The sequence below is a fragment of the Saccharopolyspora sp. SCSIO 74807 genome, assembly GCF_037023755.1.
Taxonomy (GTDB): domain Bacteria; phylum Actinomycetota; class Actinomycetes; order Mycobacteriales; family Pseudonocardiaceae; genus Saccharopolyspora_C; species Saccharopolyspora_C galaxeae.
On sequence record NZ_CP146100.1, the window covers coordinates 1802723 to 1820945 of the forward strand.

The 18223-nt window shown below is 70.5% G+C and carries 17 protein-coding genes; 10 read left to right on the forward strand and 7 right to left on the reverse strand.

Going from position 1 to position 18223, the window contains the following annotated elements; genetic code table 11:
• Window positions 1–879, forward strand: coding sequence for a MaoC/PaaZ C-terminal domain-containing protein (locus V1457_RS08030; protein WP_338602010.1), 879 nt, complete (start codon window positions 1–3; stop codon window positions 877–879).
• 60 nt (window positions 880–939) lie between these two features.
• On the opposite strand, the gene V1457_RS08035 is transcribed toward V1457_RS08030, so the two are convergent.
• Window positions 940–1638: a TetR/AcrR family transcriptional regulator gene (locus V1457_RS08035; protein ID WP_200067967.1), complete on the reverse strand. Its 699-nt coding sequence runs from the start codon at window positions 1636–1638 to the stop codon at window positions 940–942.
• Between the two features lie 165 nt (window positions 1639–1803).
• Here V1457_RS08035 and V1457_RS08040 point away from each other — a divergent pair, with 165 nt between their 5' ends.
• The gene (locus tag V1457_RS08040; protein WP_233626524.1) at window positions 1804–2355 is read left to right on the forward strand and encodes an SCP2 sterol-binding domain-containing protein; all 552 of its coding nucleotides are present in this window, start codon (window positions 1804–1806) and stop codon (window positions 2353–2355) included.
• A gap of 36 nt (window positions 2356–2391) precedes the next feature.
• Window positions 2392–3609 carry an acyl-CoA dehydrogenase family protein gene (locus V1457_RS08045; RefSeq protein ID WP_295148665.1) on the forward strand — a complete coding sequence of 406 codons (1218 nt, stop codon included), beginning with the start codon at window positions 2392–2394 and terminating at the stop codon, window positions 3607–3609.
• A 130-nt stretch (window positions 3610–3739) separates the two neighbouring features.
• Here V1457_RS08045 and V1457_RS08050 read toward each other — a convergent pair whose 3' ends face one another.
• Window positions 3740–4276, reverse strand: a complete 537-nt coding sequence (locus V1457_RS08050) for a DUF4232 domain-containing protein (RefSeq protein ID WP_200067964.1) — start codon at window positions 4274–4276, stop codon at window positions 3740–3742.
• Window positions 4277–4767: 491 nt separating this feature from the next.
• On the opposite strand from V1457_RS08050, the gene V1457_RS08055 reads away from it, so the two are divergent.
• Window positions 4768–4992, forward strand: a complete 225-nt coding sequence (locus V1457_RS08055; RefSeq protein ID WP_200067963.1) for a hypothetical protein — start codon at window positions 4768–4770, stop codon at window positions 4990–4992.
• A gap of 58 nt (window positions 4993–5050) precedes the next feature.
• Here V1457_RS08055 and V1457_RS08060 read toward each other — a convergent pair whose 3' ends face one another.
• From V1457_RS08060 to pdhA, 3 genes are read right to left on the reverse strand one after another with little or no spacing between them, the layout of a single operon-like run.
• A complete protein-coding gene (locus V1457_RS08060; RefSeq protein WP_338602021.1) occupies window positions 5051–6403 on the reverse strand; it encodes a dihydrolipoamide acetyltransferase family protein in 1353 nt (450 codons plus the stop codon).
• A 12-nt stretch (window positions 6404–6415) separates the two neighbouring features.
• Complete coding sequence (locus V1457_RS08065; protein WP_200067961.1) at window positions 6416–7444, reverse strand: alpha-ketoacid dehydrogenase subunit beta; 1029 nt, start codon at window positions 7442–7444, stop codon at window positions 6416–6418.
• The gene (pdhA, locus tag V1457_RS08070; protein ID WP_200067960.1) at window positions 7444–8679 is read right to left on the reverse strand and encodes a pyruvate dehydrogenase (acetyl-transferring) E1 component subunit alpha; all 1236 of its coding nucleotides are present in this window, start codon (window positions 8677–8679) and stop codon (window positions 7444–7446) included. Before pdhA ends, V1457_RS08065 begins: the two co-directional genes overlap by 1 nt.
• Window positions 8680–9108: 429 nt before the next feature.
• Here pdhA and V1457_RS08075 point away from each other — a divergent pair, with 429 nt between their 5' ends.
• Window positions 9109–10524, forward strand: a complete 1416-nt coding sequence (locus V1457_RS08075; RefSeq protein ID WP_338602026.1) for a M20/M25/M40 family metallo-hydrolase — start codon at window positions 9109–9111, stop codon at window positions 10522–10524.
• A 9-nt stretch (window positions 10525–10533) separates the two neighbouring features.
• On the opposite strand, the gene V1457_RS08080 is transcribed toward V1457_RS08075, so the two are convergent.
• A complete protein-coding gene (locus tag V1457_RS08080) occupies window positions 10534–10719 on the reverse strand; it encodes a PspC domain-containing protein (protein WP_200067958.1) in 186 nt (61 codons plus the stop codon).
• Window positions 10720–10849: 130 nt separating this feature from the next.
• A complete protein-coding gene (locus tag V1457_RS08085; protein ID WP_200067957.1) occupies window positions 10850–11641 on the reverse strand; it encodes an endonuclease/exonuclease/phosphatase family protein in 792 nt (263 codons plus the stop codon).
• 528 nt (window positions 11642–12169) lie between these two features.
• Between V1457_RS08085 and V1457_RS08090 the strand changes: the two genes are divergently transcribed.
• From V1457_RS08090 to V1457_RS08110, 5 genes are all read left to right on the forward strand, one after another.
• Window positions 12170–12976, forward strand: a complete 807-nt coding sequence (locus V1457_RS08090) for a basic amino acid ABC transporter substrate-binding protein (RefSeq protein WP_200067956.1) — start codon at window positions 12170–12172, stop codon at window positions 12974–12976.
• 67 nt (window positions 12977–13043) lie between these two features.
• Complete coding sequence (locus V1457_RS08095) at window positions 13044–13838, forward strand: amino acid ABC transporter permease (protein WP_338604890.1); 795 nt, start codon at window positions 13044–13046, stop codon at window positions 13836–13838.
• A 29-nt stretch (window positions 13839–13867) separates the two neighbouring features.
• Window positions 13868–14620, forward strand: coding sequence for an amino acid ABC transporter ATP-binding protein (locus V1457_RS08100; RefSeq protein WP_304611125.1), 753 nt, complete (start codon window positions 13868–13870; stop codon window positions 14618–14620).
• Between the two features lie 267 nt (window positions 14621–14887).
• Window positions 14888–17161: an oxidoreductase gene (locus V1457_RS08105; protein ID WP_338602035.1), complete on the forward strand. Its 2274-nt coding sequence runs from the start codon at window positions 14888–14890 to the stop codon at window positions 17159–17161.
• Window positions 17162–17298: 137 nt separating this feature from the next.
• Window positions 17299–18222 (forward strand): SGNH/GDSL hydrolase family protein, encoded by a 924-nt coding sequence (locus V1457_RS08110; RefSeq protein WP_338602039.1) that lies wholly within the window; start codon window positions 17299–17301, stop codon window positions 18220–18222.
• Window position 18223 lies beyond the last annotated feature (1 nt).

The following is an 18223-nucleotide window of genomic DNA, read 5'->3' on the forward strand; positions in this document are numbered from 1 at the left end:
ATGAGCACCGAAGTCGACTCCGCCCCGAATCTCTCGGCGCTGTACCTGAAGGCGGTCACCTCCGGCCCGCTGCGGCGCGGCGGGGAACTGCCGCAGACCGAGTACGTGCGCCGCGGCATCGAGATCGACCAGGCGCACCTCGCCGAGTACAACCGGGTCTGCGGGTTCGGGCTGCGCGACGAGCTGCCGCCGACCTACCCGCACGTGCTCTCGTTCGGTCTGTCGGTGCGGTTGATGACCGACCCCGGATTCCCGTTTCCGCTGGTCGGACTGGTGCACGTGGCCAACAGCATCACGGTGCACCGGCCGTTGCGGGTCACCGACGTGCTCGACCAGCGGGTGCGGGTGGCGAACCTGCGCGCGCACCCGAAGGGCAAGCAGCTCGACGTGATCGCCGAGACCAGCGTCGGCGGCGAGCTGGTGTGGAGCGAGACCAGCACCTACCTGCGCCGCGGCAAGCCCGACGACTCCGCGCCGCACGCCGAGCGGGCCGCCGAGGTCGAACCGGGCGCGCCGACCGCGACCTGGCGGGTCCCCGGCGATCAGGGGCGCCGTTATGCGGCGGTGTCCGGGGATCGCAACCCGATCCACCTGCACCCGTGGTCGGCGAAGGTGCTGGGCTTCCCGCGCGCGATCGCGCACGGCATGTGGACGAAGGCGCGGGCGCTGGCGGCGTTCGACGGCAGGCTGCCGGAGTCGTTCACCGTGGACGTCGACTTCGTGAAACCGCTGCTGCTGCCCTCGACCGTCGAGTTCACCGAGGCCGGCCCAGGCACGGGGGTCGGCCCGGGCACGGGAACCGCACGGCCCGGCCGGGACGCCCGGTTCGCCGTGCACTCCCGCTCCGGCAAGCCGCACCTGCAGGGCCGGTTGCGCTGATTTCGCGGGCGCGCAAGCCCCGCTCGGCTGCGGGCGGGGCTTGCCGCGGTGCCCGGCGGCTCACTCCGGCTGGTCCGGGACCCGCGGGCTCCAGGAACGTCCTTCGACCAGGTCGCCGAAGCCCATCCACGCCAGGTTCATCAGGCGCATGGCCAGGCCGTCGGCGGTGTGCTCGGGATGCTCCACCCACCAGTCCAGCAGCGACTCCCCCGCACCGACCAGGGCCGCGGCGAACGGCTCCATCTGCTGCGGCTGCATCGGCTGCGCGGCGGATTCGGTCGCACGTGCCAGCAACGTCGAGATCAGCGCCATCGCCTGCTGCCGCCACTGGGCGAACTCGGAGGAGAACGGCTCGCCACCGGTCGCGGCCTGGCGGTGCAGGATCGTCCAGCTCGCCCGGTTCCGCTGCACGTAGTCGAAGAACACCCGCAGCCCGCGCCAGAGCTGCTCGTCCGGGCGCAGGTCCGGTTCGACCGCCGTGCCGATGGCTTCGATCAACCGGTTCGCCTCGCGCTGGATGCAGGCGATGAACAGCTCTTCCTTGGAACCGAGGTACGCGTAGATCATCGGTTTCGAGATGCCCGCGAACTCCGAGATCTCGTCCATCGACGCGAGGTGGAAGCCGCGCGCCGCGAAGGACTCGACGGCGGCGTCGAGGATTTGGCGTTCCCGCACCGACCGCGGCAGCCGCCGGCTGCGCGGGCGCCGCGGCCCGTCGCCGTCGTCCTCGTCGGCCTGGCTCCCACCGGCTGCCTGCATCCCACCTCCTGTTCGGGCCGTTCCAACCGGCCATCCGGGCCGTTCCGGCCGAAAACCGCCCGTGCGCGCGCCGATCAGGCTAGAACAGCAACGATCACGCGCATGCCTTGCCCACTAACCTACTCGCGCGTAGTCTTACTAGCGAGTAGGTAAATGGAGGTCACCATGTCCCAGCCGGACCCGATCGGCGCGCTCGCCGAGGCAGACCCGAAGAAGGTCGGCAACGAGGAGTTCGTGGAACTCCTGGCAGCCGCCTCCGAGCACGCCAAGCAGGGCACCGCCGACCTCAGCGCGCTGCGGCCGGAGCAGTTCGCCAAGCTCATCTCCCGCGCCTCCGCGGCCCAGGTCGAGGCCGTCATGGCGCGCCCGGAGCTGCGCGTGCAGGTGCTCGACGAGGTGTTCCGGCGGATGGGCGAGCACTACAAGGCCGAGAAGGCGCGCTCCACCGAGGCGGTGGTGCGGTGGCGCATCGGTACCGAGGACGCGGACACCGTGCGCTACGAAACCGTGCTCACCGGCGGCACCTGCACGGTCAACAAGGAGCCGCAGCACGACGACCCGCGGGTCACGATCATGATCACGCCGGTGGAGTTCCTGAAACTGGTCTCCGGCAACGCCTCCGCTCCGGTGCAGTTCATGACCGGCAAGCTGAAGGTCGCCGGGGACGTCGGCTTCGCCGCCGGGCTCACCAAACTCTTCCAGATCCCCAAGGCCTGACCCGCACACCACCGGCCCGACGCGCGAAGGAAATCGATGAGCTTCTCCCTTGAACTGAGCGAGGAACACCGCGACCTGCGGGAATGGGTGCACGGATTCGCGGAGAAGGTCATCCGCCCCGCGGCCGCCGAGTGGGACGAGCGGGAGCAGACCCCGTGGCCGGTCATCCAGGAAGCCGCCAAGATCGGCCTCTACGGCTTCGAGACGGTCGCCACGTTCTGGGCCGACGACACCGGTCTGTCGCTGCCGATCGCCAACGAGGAGCTGTTCTGGGGCGACGGCGGCATCGGCATGGCGATCTTCGGCACCACGCTGGCGGTGGCGGGCATCTTCGCCGCGGGCACTCCGGACCAGATGGCCGAGTGGGTGCCGCAGTGCTACGGCGACGCCGACGACCCGAAGGTCGCCGCGTTCTGCTCGTCCGAGCCCGCCGCCGGTTCCGACGTCTCGGCGATGCGCACCCGCGCGGTCTACGACGAGGCCAAGGACGAATGGGTGCTCAACGGCCAGAAGGCGTGGGCCACCAACGGCGGCATCGCGAACGTGCACGTGGTGCAGGCGGTCGTCGACTCCGAGCTGGGCTCGCGCGGGCAGGCCGCGTTCGTGATCCCGCCCGGCACCAAGGGGCTGGAGTCCCCCAGCAAGATCAAGAAGCACGGCCTGCGCGCCTCGCACACCGCCGACGTCTTCCTGGACGACGTGCGGGTGCCCGGCAGTTGCCTGCTCGGCGGCAAGGACAAGCTCGACGAGAAGCTCGCCCGCGCCCGCGAAGGCGGCAAGGCCGCAGGTGGCGGGCAGGCCGCGATGAAGACCTTCGAGCTGTCCCGGCCCACCGTCGGCTCGCAGGCCCTCGGCATCGCGCGCGCCGCCTACGAGCACGCCTTGGAATACGCCAAGCAGCGGGAGACCTTCGGGCGGCCGATCATCGACAACCAGTCGATCGCGTTCACCCTCGCCGACATGCGCACCGAGATCGACGCGGCGCGGCTGCTGGTCTGGCGGGCGGCCTGGATGGGCCGCAACGACGAGCCGTTCACCGCCGGTGAGGGCTCGATGTCGAAGCTCAAGGCCGGGCGGGTCGCCACCTGGGCGACCGAACGCGCGATCCAGATCCTCGGCGGCAACGGCTACACCCGCGAGTTCCCCGTCGAGCGGATGCACCGGGACGCCAAGATCTACGACATCTTCGAGGGCACCGAGCAGATCCAGCAGCTGGTGGTCGCCCGCTCCATCTCGGGCAGGCACATCCAGTAGGCGCCGAACGGTTCCCGGATCTTGCCGGTCCGGTCCGCCGGCTCGCCGCCGGCCGGGGTGCCCGCTGCCCGCCGCGCCTGAGACTGGTACCCGGCTCAGGCGGTGCGGGTCGGGTCCGCGCCGGTGCCGGTCAGCCCTGCGCCGGGGCGACGTCGCTGATCGAGACCGGGCCGGGCACGGAAGTGCCGTTCCAGGGCACGTTCACGGTGTAGGGCGCGACCGGGCCGGGGAAGGCGACGTCCACCGACGCCGGCGTCGGGCCGGGCAGCGCGTCGCCGGTGTTCGGGTCGGTGACCTGGTAGTGGAAGCTCGCGTTCACCGCGTGCTGCCCGTCGACGACGTGGTCCGCGGCGTCGCCGCCCGCCCGCTCGGTGCTGATGCCGAGCGGCTTGCCCTGCCCGTCCAGGAAGGTCAGCCCGGGCGCGCCGCCGAGCTGGCAGCTCTGGCCCGGCTTCGCGGTGAACTGCACGTCCGCGCCGGCCTGCATCGTGCTGTGGTCGAGCGGCGTGATGCCGACGTCGACCTGGTCCGCGGTGCAGTAGCGGTCGTAGCCCGGGTGGTCGTCGGGCATGGCCTGCGCCGTGCCGCCGAGCAGCAGGCCGGCGAGCACCGCCGATCCGGCGATCGCGGCGATCCGGCCGGTGCTGCTGCGCTTGTTGTTGAACATTCCGCTCACACTCCTCAAGTCAGTTGGGGGCGGTGCCCCGCACCGCCACACATTCGTGTGATGCGCGGAGGGTGCTCGACGTTGACTCGCTGTGACGTGGAACACTTCTTTCGATCCGACCTGCGGAAATGCCCTAGGAAACGGCATGCGCGGCGGCTCGGTCGGCCGGTTGGCAGCAGTGGCGATCGCCACTCCCGGGAATCGGCGAACACCGGGCGGTGTTGCACTTGAGAGTGCAAGATCCCGGGGGTGCCTGACTTCCGGCCGGAATGGAAGGCATCATGGCAGGGTTCATCACCATCACCCGTAGGGATGAATGCCGGTGGTCGACGCGAGGCGAACGGACCAGTTCGCGTTCGATCGGCACAGTGGACGCGTGGGTCCGCGCCGTGCCGTTGGCTGCTGAAGCCCCTCGCGCCCTGTGCCGTCGCCGCGCGGCGGCCGTCCGCACCGGCAACACGGCTTCGAGAACGAAATGGGAGGGCGAAGCGGTGAACAAGCCCGATCCAGGTACACCGATCTTCGGCGAGCTGAACAACGAGCTCGGCGGTCTGCCCGAGATCGACGTGCACGAGTTCGACTCGCACAGCTTCGACTTCGGCGGCGAGTCCGGTGAGTCCGAACAGCAGGACACCGCGGCCGCGACGCAGTCCGGTCAAGCAGCGCAGACCAAGAGCGCCACCCGCTCCGGCGGGCGCCGCCGCAAGGAGGACTGAGCTCTCCCCGCTGACCAGGGCCGGGCCCGCGCGAACGGCGCGGACCCGGCCTTCGGCGTCAGTAGGTCAGCGCCATCCCCGGGTCGGCGAGCAGCGCGCCGACGTCGGCGAGGAACCGCGAGCCCTGCTGGCCGTCGACCACCCGGTGGTCGAAGCTCAGCGCCAGCTGGCACACCTTGCGCGGCACGACCTGGCCGTCGACGACCCACGGCAGGTCCCGGACCGCGCCGAACGCGAGGATCGCCGACTCCCCCGGATTCAGGATCGGGGTACCGGTGTCCACGCCGAACACGCCGACGTTGGTGATCGTGATCGTGCCGCCGACCAGGTCCGCCGGAGCGGTCTTGCCGTCGCGCGCGGTCGTGGTCAACTCCTGCAGCGCAGCCGCGAGCGATCGCAGCGACATGCCGTCGGCGTCGCGGACCTTCGGCACCACCAGGCCGCGCGGCGTGGCCGCCGCGACCCCGAGGTGCACGTAGTCCTTGTAGACGATCTCACCGGCGGCTTCGTCCCAGGTCGCGTTGACGTCCGGAGTCCGGCGCACGGCCAGGCACAGCGCCTTCGCGGCGAACGCCAGCGGAGTGATCTTCACGTCCCGGAACTCCGGGTCCGACTTGAGCCGCTCGCGCAGCTGCATCATCGGCGTCACGTCGACCGTGAGGAACTCCGTGACGTGCGGTGCGGTGAAGGCGCTCTGCACCATTGCCTGGGCGGTGGCCTTGCGGACGCCCTTGATCGGTACCCGGTGCTCCCGGGCTCCGGTCGCGGGTTCGGCGGGTGCCGGTCGCGCGGCCGTTTCGACGTCCTCGCGGGTGATCACTCCGCCCGCGCCGGACCCGGTCAGCGCGCGCAGGTCCACGCCCAGGTCCTTGGCGAGCTTGCGCACCGGCGGCTTCGCCTGCGGAACCGAGCCGGATTCCGGCTCGACCCGCTTGGACGGCGGGGACCAGCTCGCGGCCGGTTCCTCCTGCAACGCCACCGGGGCGCCCTGCATCGCGCCCTGCAACGCCTCCTGCGCGGTGTCCGCGCTGGCGGGCGCCTTGCGCGGGCGGCGCTTGGAACTGGTGGCCTGCGGCCCGTAACCGACCAGGTTCGGCGTGGCGTCCTGGTCGGTCCGCTGCGGTGCACCGTTCGCGGGCGGCGCCGCAGGCGCGTCGGCGCCGTCGGGGTCCAGGTCGATCGAGATGATCGGCGTGCCGACCTCGACGGTCTGCCCCGGCTCGGCGAGCAGTTCGACCACCTTGCCGGAGTAGGCGCACGGCAGCTCGACCGCCGCCTTGGCCGTCTCGATCTCCACGAACACCTGGTTCACCGCGACCGCGTCGCCGGGCGCCACCTTCCAGCCGAGGATCTCGGCCTCGGTGAGCCCTTCCCCGACGTCCGGTAGCGGGAAGTGCTTGAGCTGCGGCATCGAACGCTCCCCTCAGAACGCCAGCGAGCGGTCGACGGCGTCGAGCACCCGGTCGAGATCGGGCAGGTAGTGCTTCTCCAGCTTGCTCGGCGGGTACGGGGAGTCGAAGCCGGTCGCCCGCAGCACCGGCGCCTCCAGCGAGTAGAAGCACTCCTGCTGCACGCGGGTGGTGATCTCCGAGGTGATCGACGACTCCGGCGGCGCCTCGCTGGCCAGCACCAGCCTGCCGGTGCGGCGCACCGACTCGAACACCGGGCCCAGGTCCAGCGGAGACAGCGTGCGCAGGTCGATTACCTCCAGCTCGGTGCCCTCCTCGGCGGCGGCGTCCGCCGCCGTGAGGCAGGTCGACACCAGCGGCCCGTACGCGGCCAGCGTCGCCGACGTGCCCCGGCGCAGCACGCGCGAGCTGAACAGCGGCGGTGGCTCGGCGGCCACGTCCAGCTCGGCCTTCTCGTAGTAGCGCCGCTTCGGCTCGAAGAACAGCACCGGATCGTCGCTGGCGATCGCCTGCTGCAACATCCAGTAGGCGTCGGCCGGGTTCGAGCAGGCGACCACTCGCAGCCCGCCGACGTGCGCGAACAGCGACTCCGGCGACTCCGAGTGGTGCTCCACCCCGCCGATGCCGCCGCCGAACGGCACCCGCACCACGACCGGCATCTTGACCTTGCCCTGGCTGCGGTAGTGCAGCTTCGCCAGCTGCGAGACGATCTGGTCGAAGCCGGGGAAGATGAACCCGTCGAACTGGATCTCGCAGACCGGGCGGAAGCCGCGGATGGCCAGTCCGACCGCGGTGCCGATGATCCCGGCCTCGGCCAGCGGGGTGTCCAGCACGCGGTGCTGCCCGAAGTCCTTCTGCAGGCCGTCGGTGACCCGGAAGACACCGCCGAGCTTGCCCACGTCCTCGCCCATGATCAGGACTTTCGGGTCGCTCTCCAGCGCGGCGCGCAGGCCCATGTTCAGGCTCTTCGCCAGCGTCGCCGTCCGCGCGGTCTGGTCGGTGCGGGCGCCGTTGCCGGCGCGTTCCATCGCGGGCGCGGCCATCAGCGCACACCTCCTCGCGGTTGGTCGGCGAAGCCGTCCAAGTAGTTCAGGTAGCCCTCCCGCTGGGCGTCCAGTTCGGGACTGGGCTGGGCGTAGACCTCGGAGAAGATCCGTTCCGGATCCGGCTCGGGCATGGCGAAGCAGAACTCGCGGAACCGGGCGGCCAGTTCGTCGGACTCGGCCTGCACGCCGTCGAAGAAGTCCTGATCCGCGAGCTGCTCGCGCACCAGGTGCACCCGCAGCCGCTCGATCGGGTCCTTGAGCTTCCACGCCTCGAGCTCGTCGGCGAGCCGGTAGCGGGTCGGGTCGTCGCTGCTGGTGTGCGCGTCCATCCGGTAGGTGAACGCTTCGACCAGCACCGGCCCGTTGCCGTGCCTGCACTCGTCCAGCGCCCAGCGCGAGACCGCGAGGCTGGCCAGCACGTCGTTGCCGTCGACGCGGATGCCGGGGAAGCCGTAGCCGCCCGCGCGCTCGTACAGCGGGCTGCGGGTCTGGCGCTCCACCGGCTCGGAGATCGCCCACTGGTTGTTCTGGCAGAACAGCACCAGCGGCGCGTCGTAGACCGAACCCCAGACCATCGCCTCGTGCACGTCGCCCTGGCTGGTCGCGCCGTCGCCGAAGAAGCACATGGTGGCCTCGCCGTCGTCGTCGCCGACCTTGCCCTCGAACTTCTGGCCCATCGCGTAGCCGGCCGCGTTCAGCGCCTGGTTGCCGATGACGATCGTGTACAGGTGCATCCCGGTGGCCACCGGGTCCCAGCTGCCGTGGTCGGTGCCGCGGAAGATGCCCAGCAGCTCGGTCGGGTCCAGCCCGCGGCACCACGCGATCCCGTGCTCGCGGTAGCTGGGGAAGGCCATGTCCCGCGGGCGCAGCGCGCGGCCCGCGCCGATCTGCGCGGCCTCCTGGCCCAGCAGCGGCACCCAGATGCCCAGCTGGCCCTGGCGCTGCAGCGCATTGCCTTCGCGGTCGAAGCGGCGCACCAGCACCATGTCGCGGTACAGCCCGCGCAGCTGCTCGTCGCCGATGTCCAGGCCGAAGTCGGGGTGGTGCACCCGCTGGCCTTCCGGGGTGAGGAGCTGAACCAGGTCGGCTCCACCTTCGCTCGTCGCGCGCAAGCCCGCGATCACCTGCTCCCGTGTGGGTTTCGCTGCGGTAGCGGCAGGGGGGCCGGTGGCGACGTCGTTGTCGTGCTCGTCTCCTGGTCGGAGCGGTCGCGTCCAGTGTTCCGGGGACATGCGGATCTCCTATATGTCACGCCGGGCGGCCGCTTGTGGCGACGCTGCCCGGCAACCCCGGCCGGGACCGTGCGACCGGGGTTGGGGCCGCGCGGGTTCTCGACCGGGAGCGGTTGGATCGCTCTGGGCCAATCCTGGCACGGAAATCCCCGGATCAGTGAGCCCTGCCACAGGGGCGAACGCCGCGCGCGACGCGCCCGGAGATCGTCCCGCGGCGCACCGTAGTTCGCGGTCGGCGAGGCCAAAACGCCAGGTCATCAAAGCAATGGGCGTCCGAATGACGTGCTTGGAACGATCGCGGTACCGACACTGCGGGCGAATGATCATCGACCTCCGTTGGAAATTGCCAACGTTGCCGGTCGTGCCCGGCGTTCCGGTCGCGGCGAGCGCCGGGCCTGCTGCGCGTGCTGCGGGCATACGATCGCGAACATGGATCGTTCCGCCGTGCGCAAGACCGTGCAGCAGGCGTGGCAGGACTCGGTGCTGCCCAGCCTCAGCGACCTCGTCCGGATTCCGGCGGTATCGCCGGCCTACGACGCGGACTGGGCGGCCGGCGGCCGCCTCGACGCCGCGATCGCGCACGTGCGCGACGGGATCGCGGCGCGCGGGATCCCCGGCGCGCACCTCGAAGAAGTCCGGTTGCCCGGGCGCACCCCGCTGCTGCTGGTGGACATCCCGGCCAGTGCCGGAGCCGTGCAGGAGACCGTGCTGCTCTACGGCCACCTGGACAAGCAGCCGCCGGTCGGAGGCTGGTCGGAGGGCCTGGACCCGTGGACGCCGGTGGTGCGCGACGGCCGCCTCTACGGGCGCGGCAGCGTCGACGACGGCTATGCGCCCTACGCCGCGATCAGCGCCATCGAAGCCGTGCGCGCGCACGGCGGCTCGCACGCGCGATGCGTGCTGGTGCTGGAGACCGGTGAGGAGTCCGGCAGCCCGGACATGCCCGCCTACGTGGCGCACCTGGCCGACCGGCTCGGGCACGTGTCGCTGGTGGTGTGCCTGGATTCCGGTGCGGCGGACTACCGGCGGTTGTGGCTGACGACCTCGCTGCGCGGGGACGTGCGGGTGGGCGTGCAGGTGCGGGTGCTCGACAGCGGCCAGCACTCCGGCATGGCCAGCGGAATCGTGCCGAGCTCGTTCCGCGTCCTGCGCAGCCTGCTGGACCGGGTCGAGGACTCCGCTACCGGCGAAGTGCTGCTGCCGGAGCTGAACGTGCAGATCCCGCCCAACCGCGTCGCCGAGGCTCGCGCGGCGATCGAAGCCGTGCCCGGCATGACCCGTGACTCGGTGCCCACCAGGGAAGGGATGCGCCCGGTCAGCGAGGACGAGGTCGAACTCGCGTTGAACAACACCTGGCGCCCCGCGGTGTCGGTCATCGGCGCGGAGGGGCTACCGGCGCTGGCGGACGCGGGCAACGTGCTGCGCCCGTTCACCACGCTCGCGCTGAGCGTGCGCACTCCGCCGACCACGGACCCGGAGACCGCGCTGGAGGCGCTGCGCAAGGCGCTGTCCACGGACGTGCCCTACGGCGCCGAAGTGACCTTCCCGCTCTCCGACGGCGCCGCGGGCTGGAACGCCCCGGAAGTCGAGCCGTGGCTGTCCGAGGCGCTGGACGAGGTCAGCGACGACGTGTTCGAGGGCGGCTGGCGCACCATGGGCGTCGGCGGATCCATCCCGCTGATGGGCATCCTGCAGGACGCCTACCCGGACGCCCAGTTCGTGGTGACCGGGGCGCTGGGGCCGGGCAGCAACGCCCACGTGCCGGACGAATCGCTGGACCTCGCCTACGCGGCCAAGGTCAGCACCGCGATCGCCTACGCACTGGACGCGCACGCCCGGCGCTGAGCCGCTCGATCAGTAGGAGTTCTTGGGCATCACGATCCACAGCACGATGTAGAGCACGAACTGCGGGCCCGGCAGCAGGCACGACAGGATGAACAGGAACCGCACCAGGCCGGTCTTCATGCCGAACCGGTCGGCCAGCCCGGCGCACACCCCCGCGATCAAAGTGCCGTGCTTGGGTCGGGTCAGGCTGCTCATCGTCTCCTCCTGCTTCGGTGATCGTTTGCGGTAATCGTGCAAGATTGCGACGACCTGCCGCATCGGGGGCCACCCGGAGACCGCGCGGGGCCGTCCAGTACAACGCGCGGCAGCCCGACCCGTTCGCCGCTCAGTGCGAGAGCTCGACGACCAAGCCCGGGTAGTCGGTCCCGTCGAGCGGGAGGTTCTCGGTCCGCTCGAAGGCGAAGTCGGCGCTGTTGAACACGTGCTGCACCGAGCCGTCGCCGGTCCGCACCCAACCGCTGGGCACGCAGTCCTGCACGTCCGGTGCCGCGCCGTGGCGCAGGTTCAAATCGCCGCCGAGCACCGTCGGCCTGCCCAGGCCGGTGGCCACCTCGCTGAGCTCCGCGCACTGCTGCGCGGCGACCTGCGGATCGGCCGCCGAAAGCTGCGAGGTGCAGGCCGCGAACGAGGAGAACGGTGCGCACAGCGCGACCCGCTGCTGCCCGGTGCCGTCCTGCGCGGTGAAGACCTGCTCGGTGACCGCGCCGCTGACCGCTCCGAGGTCGGGGTGGGCGAGCACCGCGATGCCGTAGTCGCCGCGGCCGTCGGTGCAGGCCGCCGGCGCGCCGTCGGCGGCACGCGCCGGGGTGAATTCGGCGTGGTAACCGGTTTCGCGGGTCATCTTCGTGACGTCGTGCGCGCAGACCTCGTTGATCGTGACGATCCTCGGGGCGCGCTCCCGCACGGCTGCGATCCCGGACTCGACCGCGTTGCCCGTCGAGGGGCACTCCGCGGAACCGCTGTGGCAAACGTTGAGCTGCAGCACATCGAACCCGGCTGCGGGCGCGGCCGTCGCGGTGTCCGCGGCGGCCGGTACGGCGAAGCCCACGCAGGCGAGCAACGCGCCCGCGAGCGAGAGCCGCCGGGCTACTCCGCTGGATAAGTGGCCGTCGGTCATCGACCTGATCTCCTTGTTCTCGTCTCGGCGGTGTCGTTCCCCTGTCGACGGCGCAGTCTGCCGAAGCTCACGGTCGTTCGACAGCGGCCGAATCGGCCATTGCGGTGTTCGTCTTTCCCACACATTTCCGCAAAAGTGGGAATCGGCCGGAAAAAGTGATCACGGCGGACGGCTCCGACCGGTGCAGCGGGACGGTCCGAATGGAGCAACCTCGTAGCTGCGGAGGTGATCTTGCAGCGCACGAGTTTAGCTCCGCGTGGTGAACTTTCTGTTGACCGGCCACGATCGGCGCATGAAACTACAGCCGCGATCTCGGTCGGGACGCAACTACGACGTGCAACAGCAAGGCGGGCGGCGCGCGTTCTCGGCGAACCGCGCGGTTCGGTTCCGGCGGCACCGGCGTTTTCGCCCAGCAAGCCGAAAAATTGACTGATTCGAAACATCGCGCGGGAGAATCCGATCATTTCGAGTGGCAGGATCCGGAGCACTCGCGTTCTCGCCCACCAGGAGACCCACTTAGGAGACGTCGTGGCGCGTCGGAGAACTTGGAAAGCGCTCGCCCTGCTGCCCGTTCTGCTGCTCACCGCGGCGGGCTGCGCGAAGTCCATCGCCCCGGTCGGCGAGGACGGGCAGCTGCGGTTCACCCGCCCCGGCAAGCTCACCACCTGCACGCACCTGCCGTACGAGCCGTTCCAGTTCGTCCAGGACGGCAAGAAGGTCGGCTTCGACGTGGAACTGGTGGACTACATCGCCCGCGACCTGGGCCTGCAGCAGGAACTGTTCGACACGCCGTTCGAGGGCATCCAGTCCGGCGAGGCGCTCAACACCCGCAAGTGCGACGTGGCCGCCGCGGCGATCACGATCACGCCCACCCGGCAGCAGAACATGAACTTCTCCGACCCGTACTTCGACGCCGACCAGGCGCTGCTGGTCAAGAAGGGCGCCGCGGACAAGGAGCTGGCAGCGCTGCGCGGCAAGGTGCTGGGCGTGCAGCTCGGCACCACCGGCGAGGAGTACGCCAACGAGCACCGGGCCGAGTTCGGCTACCAGGTCCGCCAGTACGAGGACGTAGCGCTGCTGGAGTCCAGCGTGCAGAACGGCAGCGTCGACGCGGCGATCAACGACAACGGCGTGCTGCTGCACTTCGCCAAGAACAACCCGGACACCGAAGTGAGCACCGAGATCCCCACCGGGGAGAAGTACGGCATCGGCGTGCAGCAGGGCAACGGGCCGCTGCTGGCGAAGGTCAACGAGTCGTTGGCCAAGGCCAAGGCCGACGGCGAGTACGACCGGATCTACCAGAAGTGGATCGGCAAGCCGCCGGACCGGCCATGAGCGGCGGAACCACGGGACGAGGCCGGGGACGGCGATGACCACGACCGACACCGCGACGGCGCCGCGGATGAGCAAGCGGCAGCGCAGCAAGATCACCCGCGGCGTGCAGTACGCGATCCTGGTGCTCGCGGCCGTGCTGCTGGCGATCTTCGCCGACTGGGGGCGGATCGCTTCGGCGTTCTTCGACGTCGAAGTCGCCGCCGCGCAATTCCCGGCGATCATCATCAGCGCGCTGCTGAACACCGTCGTCTACACCGCGCTCGGCTTCGGTTTCGGGCTGGTGCTGGGCGTGGTGCTCGCGCTGATGCGGTTGTCCTCGGTGGCGCCGTACCGGTGGATCGCCGCGGTCTACGTCGAGTTCTTCCGCGGCGTGCCCGCGCTGCTGGTGTTCATCGCGCTGGGCTACGGGGTGCCGATCGCGTTCCAGCTGGTCTTCGACATCTACTCCACGGTGATGTCGAGCCTGGGCCTGGTCGGCGCGGCCTACATGGCCGAGACGATCCGCGCCGGGGTGCAGGCGGTGCCCGCCGGGCAGGTCGAGGCGGCGCGCTCGCTGGGCATGTCCAGCGCCCGCGCGATGGTCACGGTGGTGATGCCGCAGGCGTTCCGGATCATCCTGCCGCCGCTGACGAACGAGCTGATCCTGCTCACCAAGGACTCGTCGCTGATCTACCTGCTCGGGTTGTCCACCGCGCAGTACGAGCTCGCGAAGTTCGGCCGCGCCGCGTTGACCCAGTACCAGTCGCTGACCCCGATCCTGCTGGCCGGGCTGTGCTACCTGATCATCACGATCCCGCTGTCGCGGTTGTCGAACCGGCTGGAGCGCCGCTACGGCGGCCGGGTCCCGTCGGGTACCCAATGAGCACCGGCACGTCGGAACAGGAGCACCGGATGCACGCGATGATCGAGATCTCCGGTCTGGGCAAGTCGTTCGGCTCGCTGGAGGTGCTGCGCGGCGTCGATGTGCGGGTGCAGCGCGGCGAGGTGGTGTGCGTGATCGGGCCGTCCGGCTCGGGCAAGTCCACGTTGCTGCGCTGTGTGAACCTGCTGGAGCAGCCGACCTCGGGGCAGGTCTCGGTGGACGGGGTGGAGCTGACCGACCCGGACGCGGACATCGACGCCGCGCGCAGGCACATCGGCATGGTCTTCCAGGGCTTCAACCTGTTCACGCACCTCGACGTGCTGGACAACCTCGCGGTGGCGCAGCGGAAGGTGCTGCGCAGGCAGCGGGCCGATGCCGAGCGGATCGCGCGCGAGAACCTCGGCAGGGTCGGGCTCGCGGAGAAGGCGGAGGCGATGCCCGCGCAGCTGTCCGGCGGGCAGCAGCAGCGGGTGGCGATCGCGCGGGCGCTGTCGATGGATCCGAACGTGATGCTGTTCGACGAGCCGACATCGGCTCTGGACCCCGAGCTGGTCGGCGACGTGCTGGGCGTGATGCGCGGGCTCGCCGACGAGGGCATGACGATGCTGGTGGTCACCCACGAGATGCAGTTCGCCAGGGAGGTCGCCGACCGGGTGCTGTTCATGGACGGCGGCGGGATCGTCGAGCAGGGGCCGCCGTCCGAGGTGATCGGCTCGCCGAAGGAGGAGCGCACCCGCGCGTTCCTGGCCAGGGTGCTCGATCCGACGCGCAGCCACGCGTGAAAATCATCGGACTCGGCGATCGATTCTCGCGAATATCGAGATTACGCGAGATCGACGAGTCCTCATCGGACATTCGACGGCATGGATCCTGCGCCGTGCGGCGGCATACCGCTCCCTCGGCGGTGTCGCCCGCGGGGGTCACAACCTCAGGCTGAACTCGAGCGTCTGAACTGTCGGTGGTAGTTGATCTACTACTGTTCCGGCGATTCGCCGGATCAACAGCTGTGCCGGATCAACAGCTGTGCCGGACCGAAGTCGGGGAGGACCGTGCCGAACAGGCCGTGGGACAACGCCGGGGCGCCGACGACCGCCGAGCAGCGGCTCGACGACCTGCTCGGGCAGGGCAGGGCGTGGGGCCGCCGCCAGGACACGCCGGTGATCCCGCTCGACGTGCACGCCGACATGTACGACCCGGAGCGGGAGATCCGCGGCGAGTACCTGACCCGCAAACTCGTCGAATCCCCCGACGAGCAGGGTTGGCGCGCGTTCTGGCGCCGCGGCGGGCAGCAGCCGGTGGTGCGCATCGAGGACGCCGTGATCACCGGCAGGCTGGACCTGCGCGCGGCCGAACTGCCCTACCTGCTGGAGTTCGTGCGCTGCCGCTTCGACATGCGGCCGGACCTGCGGCAGGCCACGTTGACCGGCCTGGTGCTGTGGCACTGCCGGTTCCCCGGGCTCAACGGCCGGAACCTGCACACCAGCCACGACACGGTGCTGCGCAACTGCACCAGCGTCGGCGGCACGGTGGACCTGGCCGACGCCGAACTCGGCGGCTCGCTGCAGCTCGACGATTCGGAGCTGCGCAACCCCGGCGGTCGCGCGATCTACGCCGACCGGCTGGCGGTGGCGGGCGCGATGCTCGGCCAGCGGATCAAGGTCTCCGGCGAGGTGCGCATCCCCGGGGCGAAGATCGGCGGCAACCTGAACTTCTCCGGTGGCGCGCTGCGCAACCGCGGGCGCAACGCGCTCAACGCCAACGGCATCCAGATCGGCGGCAGCCTGCGCGGCGACGTGGACCGGATCAGCGGCGCGCCGTTCACCGTGGCCGGGCTGCTGTACTTGCCCAGCGCGCACCTGCAGGGCGACCTGCGGCTGCGCGACGCGGTGCTGGAACCCGGTGTCAGCCCGCCCAAGCGCGGCGAGTCCCAGTACGACGACCCGATCAGCACGCTGCTGCTGGACCGCGGCGAGGTCCGCGGCGACGTGCAGCTCGACCAGAACTTCCGCAGCGGCGGCACGATCCGCCTGGTCAGCAGCAAGATCGGCGGCGACCTGCGGATGGCGGGCGCGCAGATCGACCTGAGCTGGGCGCGCTCCCCGGCGGCGTCGGTGGACCAGCCGATGCGCGCGCTGCACCTCGACGGCACGGAAGTCCTCGGCAACCTGGAAGCCGTGGGAGCGACGCTGCACGGCCAGATGCGGATGGTCGACGTGCGCGTGCACGGCAGCTTCCAACTGACCCGCGCGTCCCTGGCCGGGCCGCGCACCGACACCGTGCAGGCCAACCGGATCCAGGTGGGCAGCAACTTCGACTGCCGCGAAGCCGACATCACCGGCACGTTGCAGCTGCAGGGCGCGAACATCGGCGCGAACGTGGATCTGCGGGCCGCGCAGCTGCTCAAACCCGCCTGGCACCGGCACCGCAGGGCGTACAAGTCCTCCTTGGACCTGCGTGCGGCGAGCATCGGCCGGGACCTGGTGTGCGCGGAAGGCAAGCAGTTCTTCCGCGCCGAAGGCGAGGTGCAGCTGCGCCGGGCGGTGATCGGCAGGCAGGCGAACTTCTGGGGCTGCGTGCTCGGCGACGGGAGCTCGACGAACGCCTTCAACGCGTTCGGGCTGGTGGCGCAGGAGATCATGCTGCTGCCCGCGCAGCCCCCGCAGGGCCGGGTCGTGCTGCGCCAGGCGCAGTGCGAACTGCTCGACGACAACGCCTTGACGTGGTCGGCGACTCGCGGCGTCGACGTCGAGGACTTCACGTACTACAACCTCAGCCACCCGATCGAACCCACCGACGCGGCGCGCGTGCGGGAACGGTTGTCGTGGCTGCGCGCGACCACCGGCCGCTACCAGCCCGGTCCGTACGACCAGCTGGCCGAGGTGTTCCGCAACAACGGCAACGAGGAGCACGCGGTCACGGTGCTGATCGAGAAGCAGCGCCGCCGCTACCAGGCGCTGGCCGGTGCCTCCCCGCGGCTGCTGCGGCCTTCGGTCCGGTTGTGGAGCATGTTGCAGCGCAGCACGGTCGCCTACGGGTACCGGCCGCTGCGGGCGTTGCTGTGGCTGCTGGCCTTCGCGGTGGGCGGCACGGTCTGGTTCAGCTACCACCGGCTGGAGCCGATCAACGAAGAGGACCACCCGATCTGGAACCCGTTCCTGTACACCGTCGACCAGCTGGTACCGATCATCAACCTGGGGCACGACGTGATGTGGCGGGCCGAGGGCAATTCGCAGTGGATCACCGTGGTGCTCATCGCCGCAGGATGGATCCTGGCGACCACGGTGGCGGCGGGCATCACCAGGGCGCTGCGCCGGGAGCATTGAGCGGGCGCGGCGGCAGGCGGATCGCGCTTCCCGGTCGTCACCCGAAATGCTGGTGACGCGGAACAACCCGCGAACGGCGGCGGGAATCGAGCTCGGTACGTGCTACATCAAGTAGACACCGAGCATCGGAGGTCACCGTGGACGTCCAGCCCGATCGACCCGGCCGTCGCAGATCCGCTACCCGCACCCGACCCAACTCCACTGTGGACAAGAAGTGGGCGCTGCGGCGCTGCGCCGCGTTGCTCGCGGTTTCGGCGTCCTGCGCGCTGCTGCCCGCCCCCGCGCAGTCCGCGGAGCGCATCGACTACGTCGCGCTGGGCGACTCGGCGGCCGCCGGGCCGCTGGTGCCGGGGCCGGACCCGAACCTCGCCTGCCTGCGTTCCACGATGAACTACCCGCGCGTCGCGGCCGAGCGGCTCGGCGCCGAACTCACCGACGTAACCTGCTCCGGCGCCGAGATCGAGGACTTCACCGGTCGCCAGCACGGTTTCCTGCCGCCGCAGTTCGACGCGCTCGAGGAGACCACCGACCTGGTCACCCTCACCATCGGCGGCAACGACGCGCAGCTGGTGCAGGCGGCGGTGAGCTGCCTCAACGCGCTGCCCGAACCGGTCGGGATCTCCTGCGCGGACCGGTTCACCGAGCACGGCGACGAACTGGCCGAGCGGATCGACGCCGTCACCGACGACTTCGCCGCGGCCTTGGACGGCATCGCGCAGCGCGCGCCCGACGCGGAGGTCGTGGTCGCCGGGTACGGCACCTACATCCGGCCGGGCGGTTGCCATCCGAAGGAGCCGATCTGGGCGCGCGACGCCGACTACCTGCAGTCCAGTGTGGACAAGATGAACGCGGTGCTGGCGGAGCAGGCCAGTGCGCACGGCGCGGAGTTCGTGGACATCGCCGCGGTCAGCGAGGGCCACGACGTGTGCGCCGCGCCCGATGAGAAGTACCTGGAAGGCGTGCTGCCGACCTCGGTGGCCGCTCCGCTGCACCCGAACGCCCGCGGCATGGCCGCTTTCGGCGACGCCGTCGCCGACGCCGTCGAGTCCTCTTCCGCCTGAA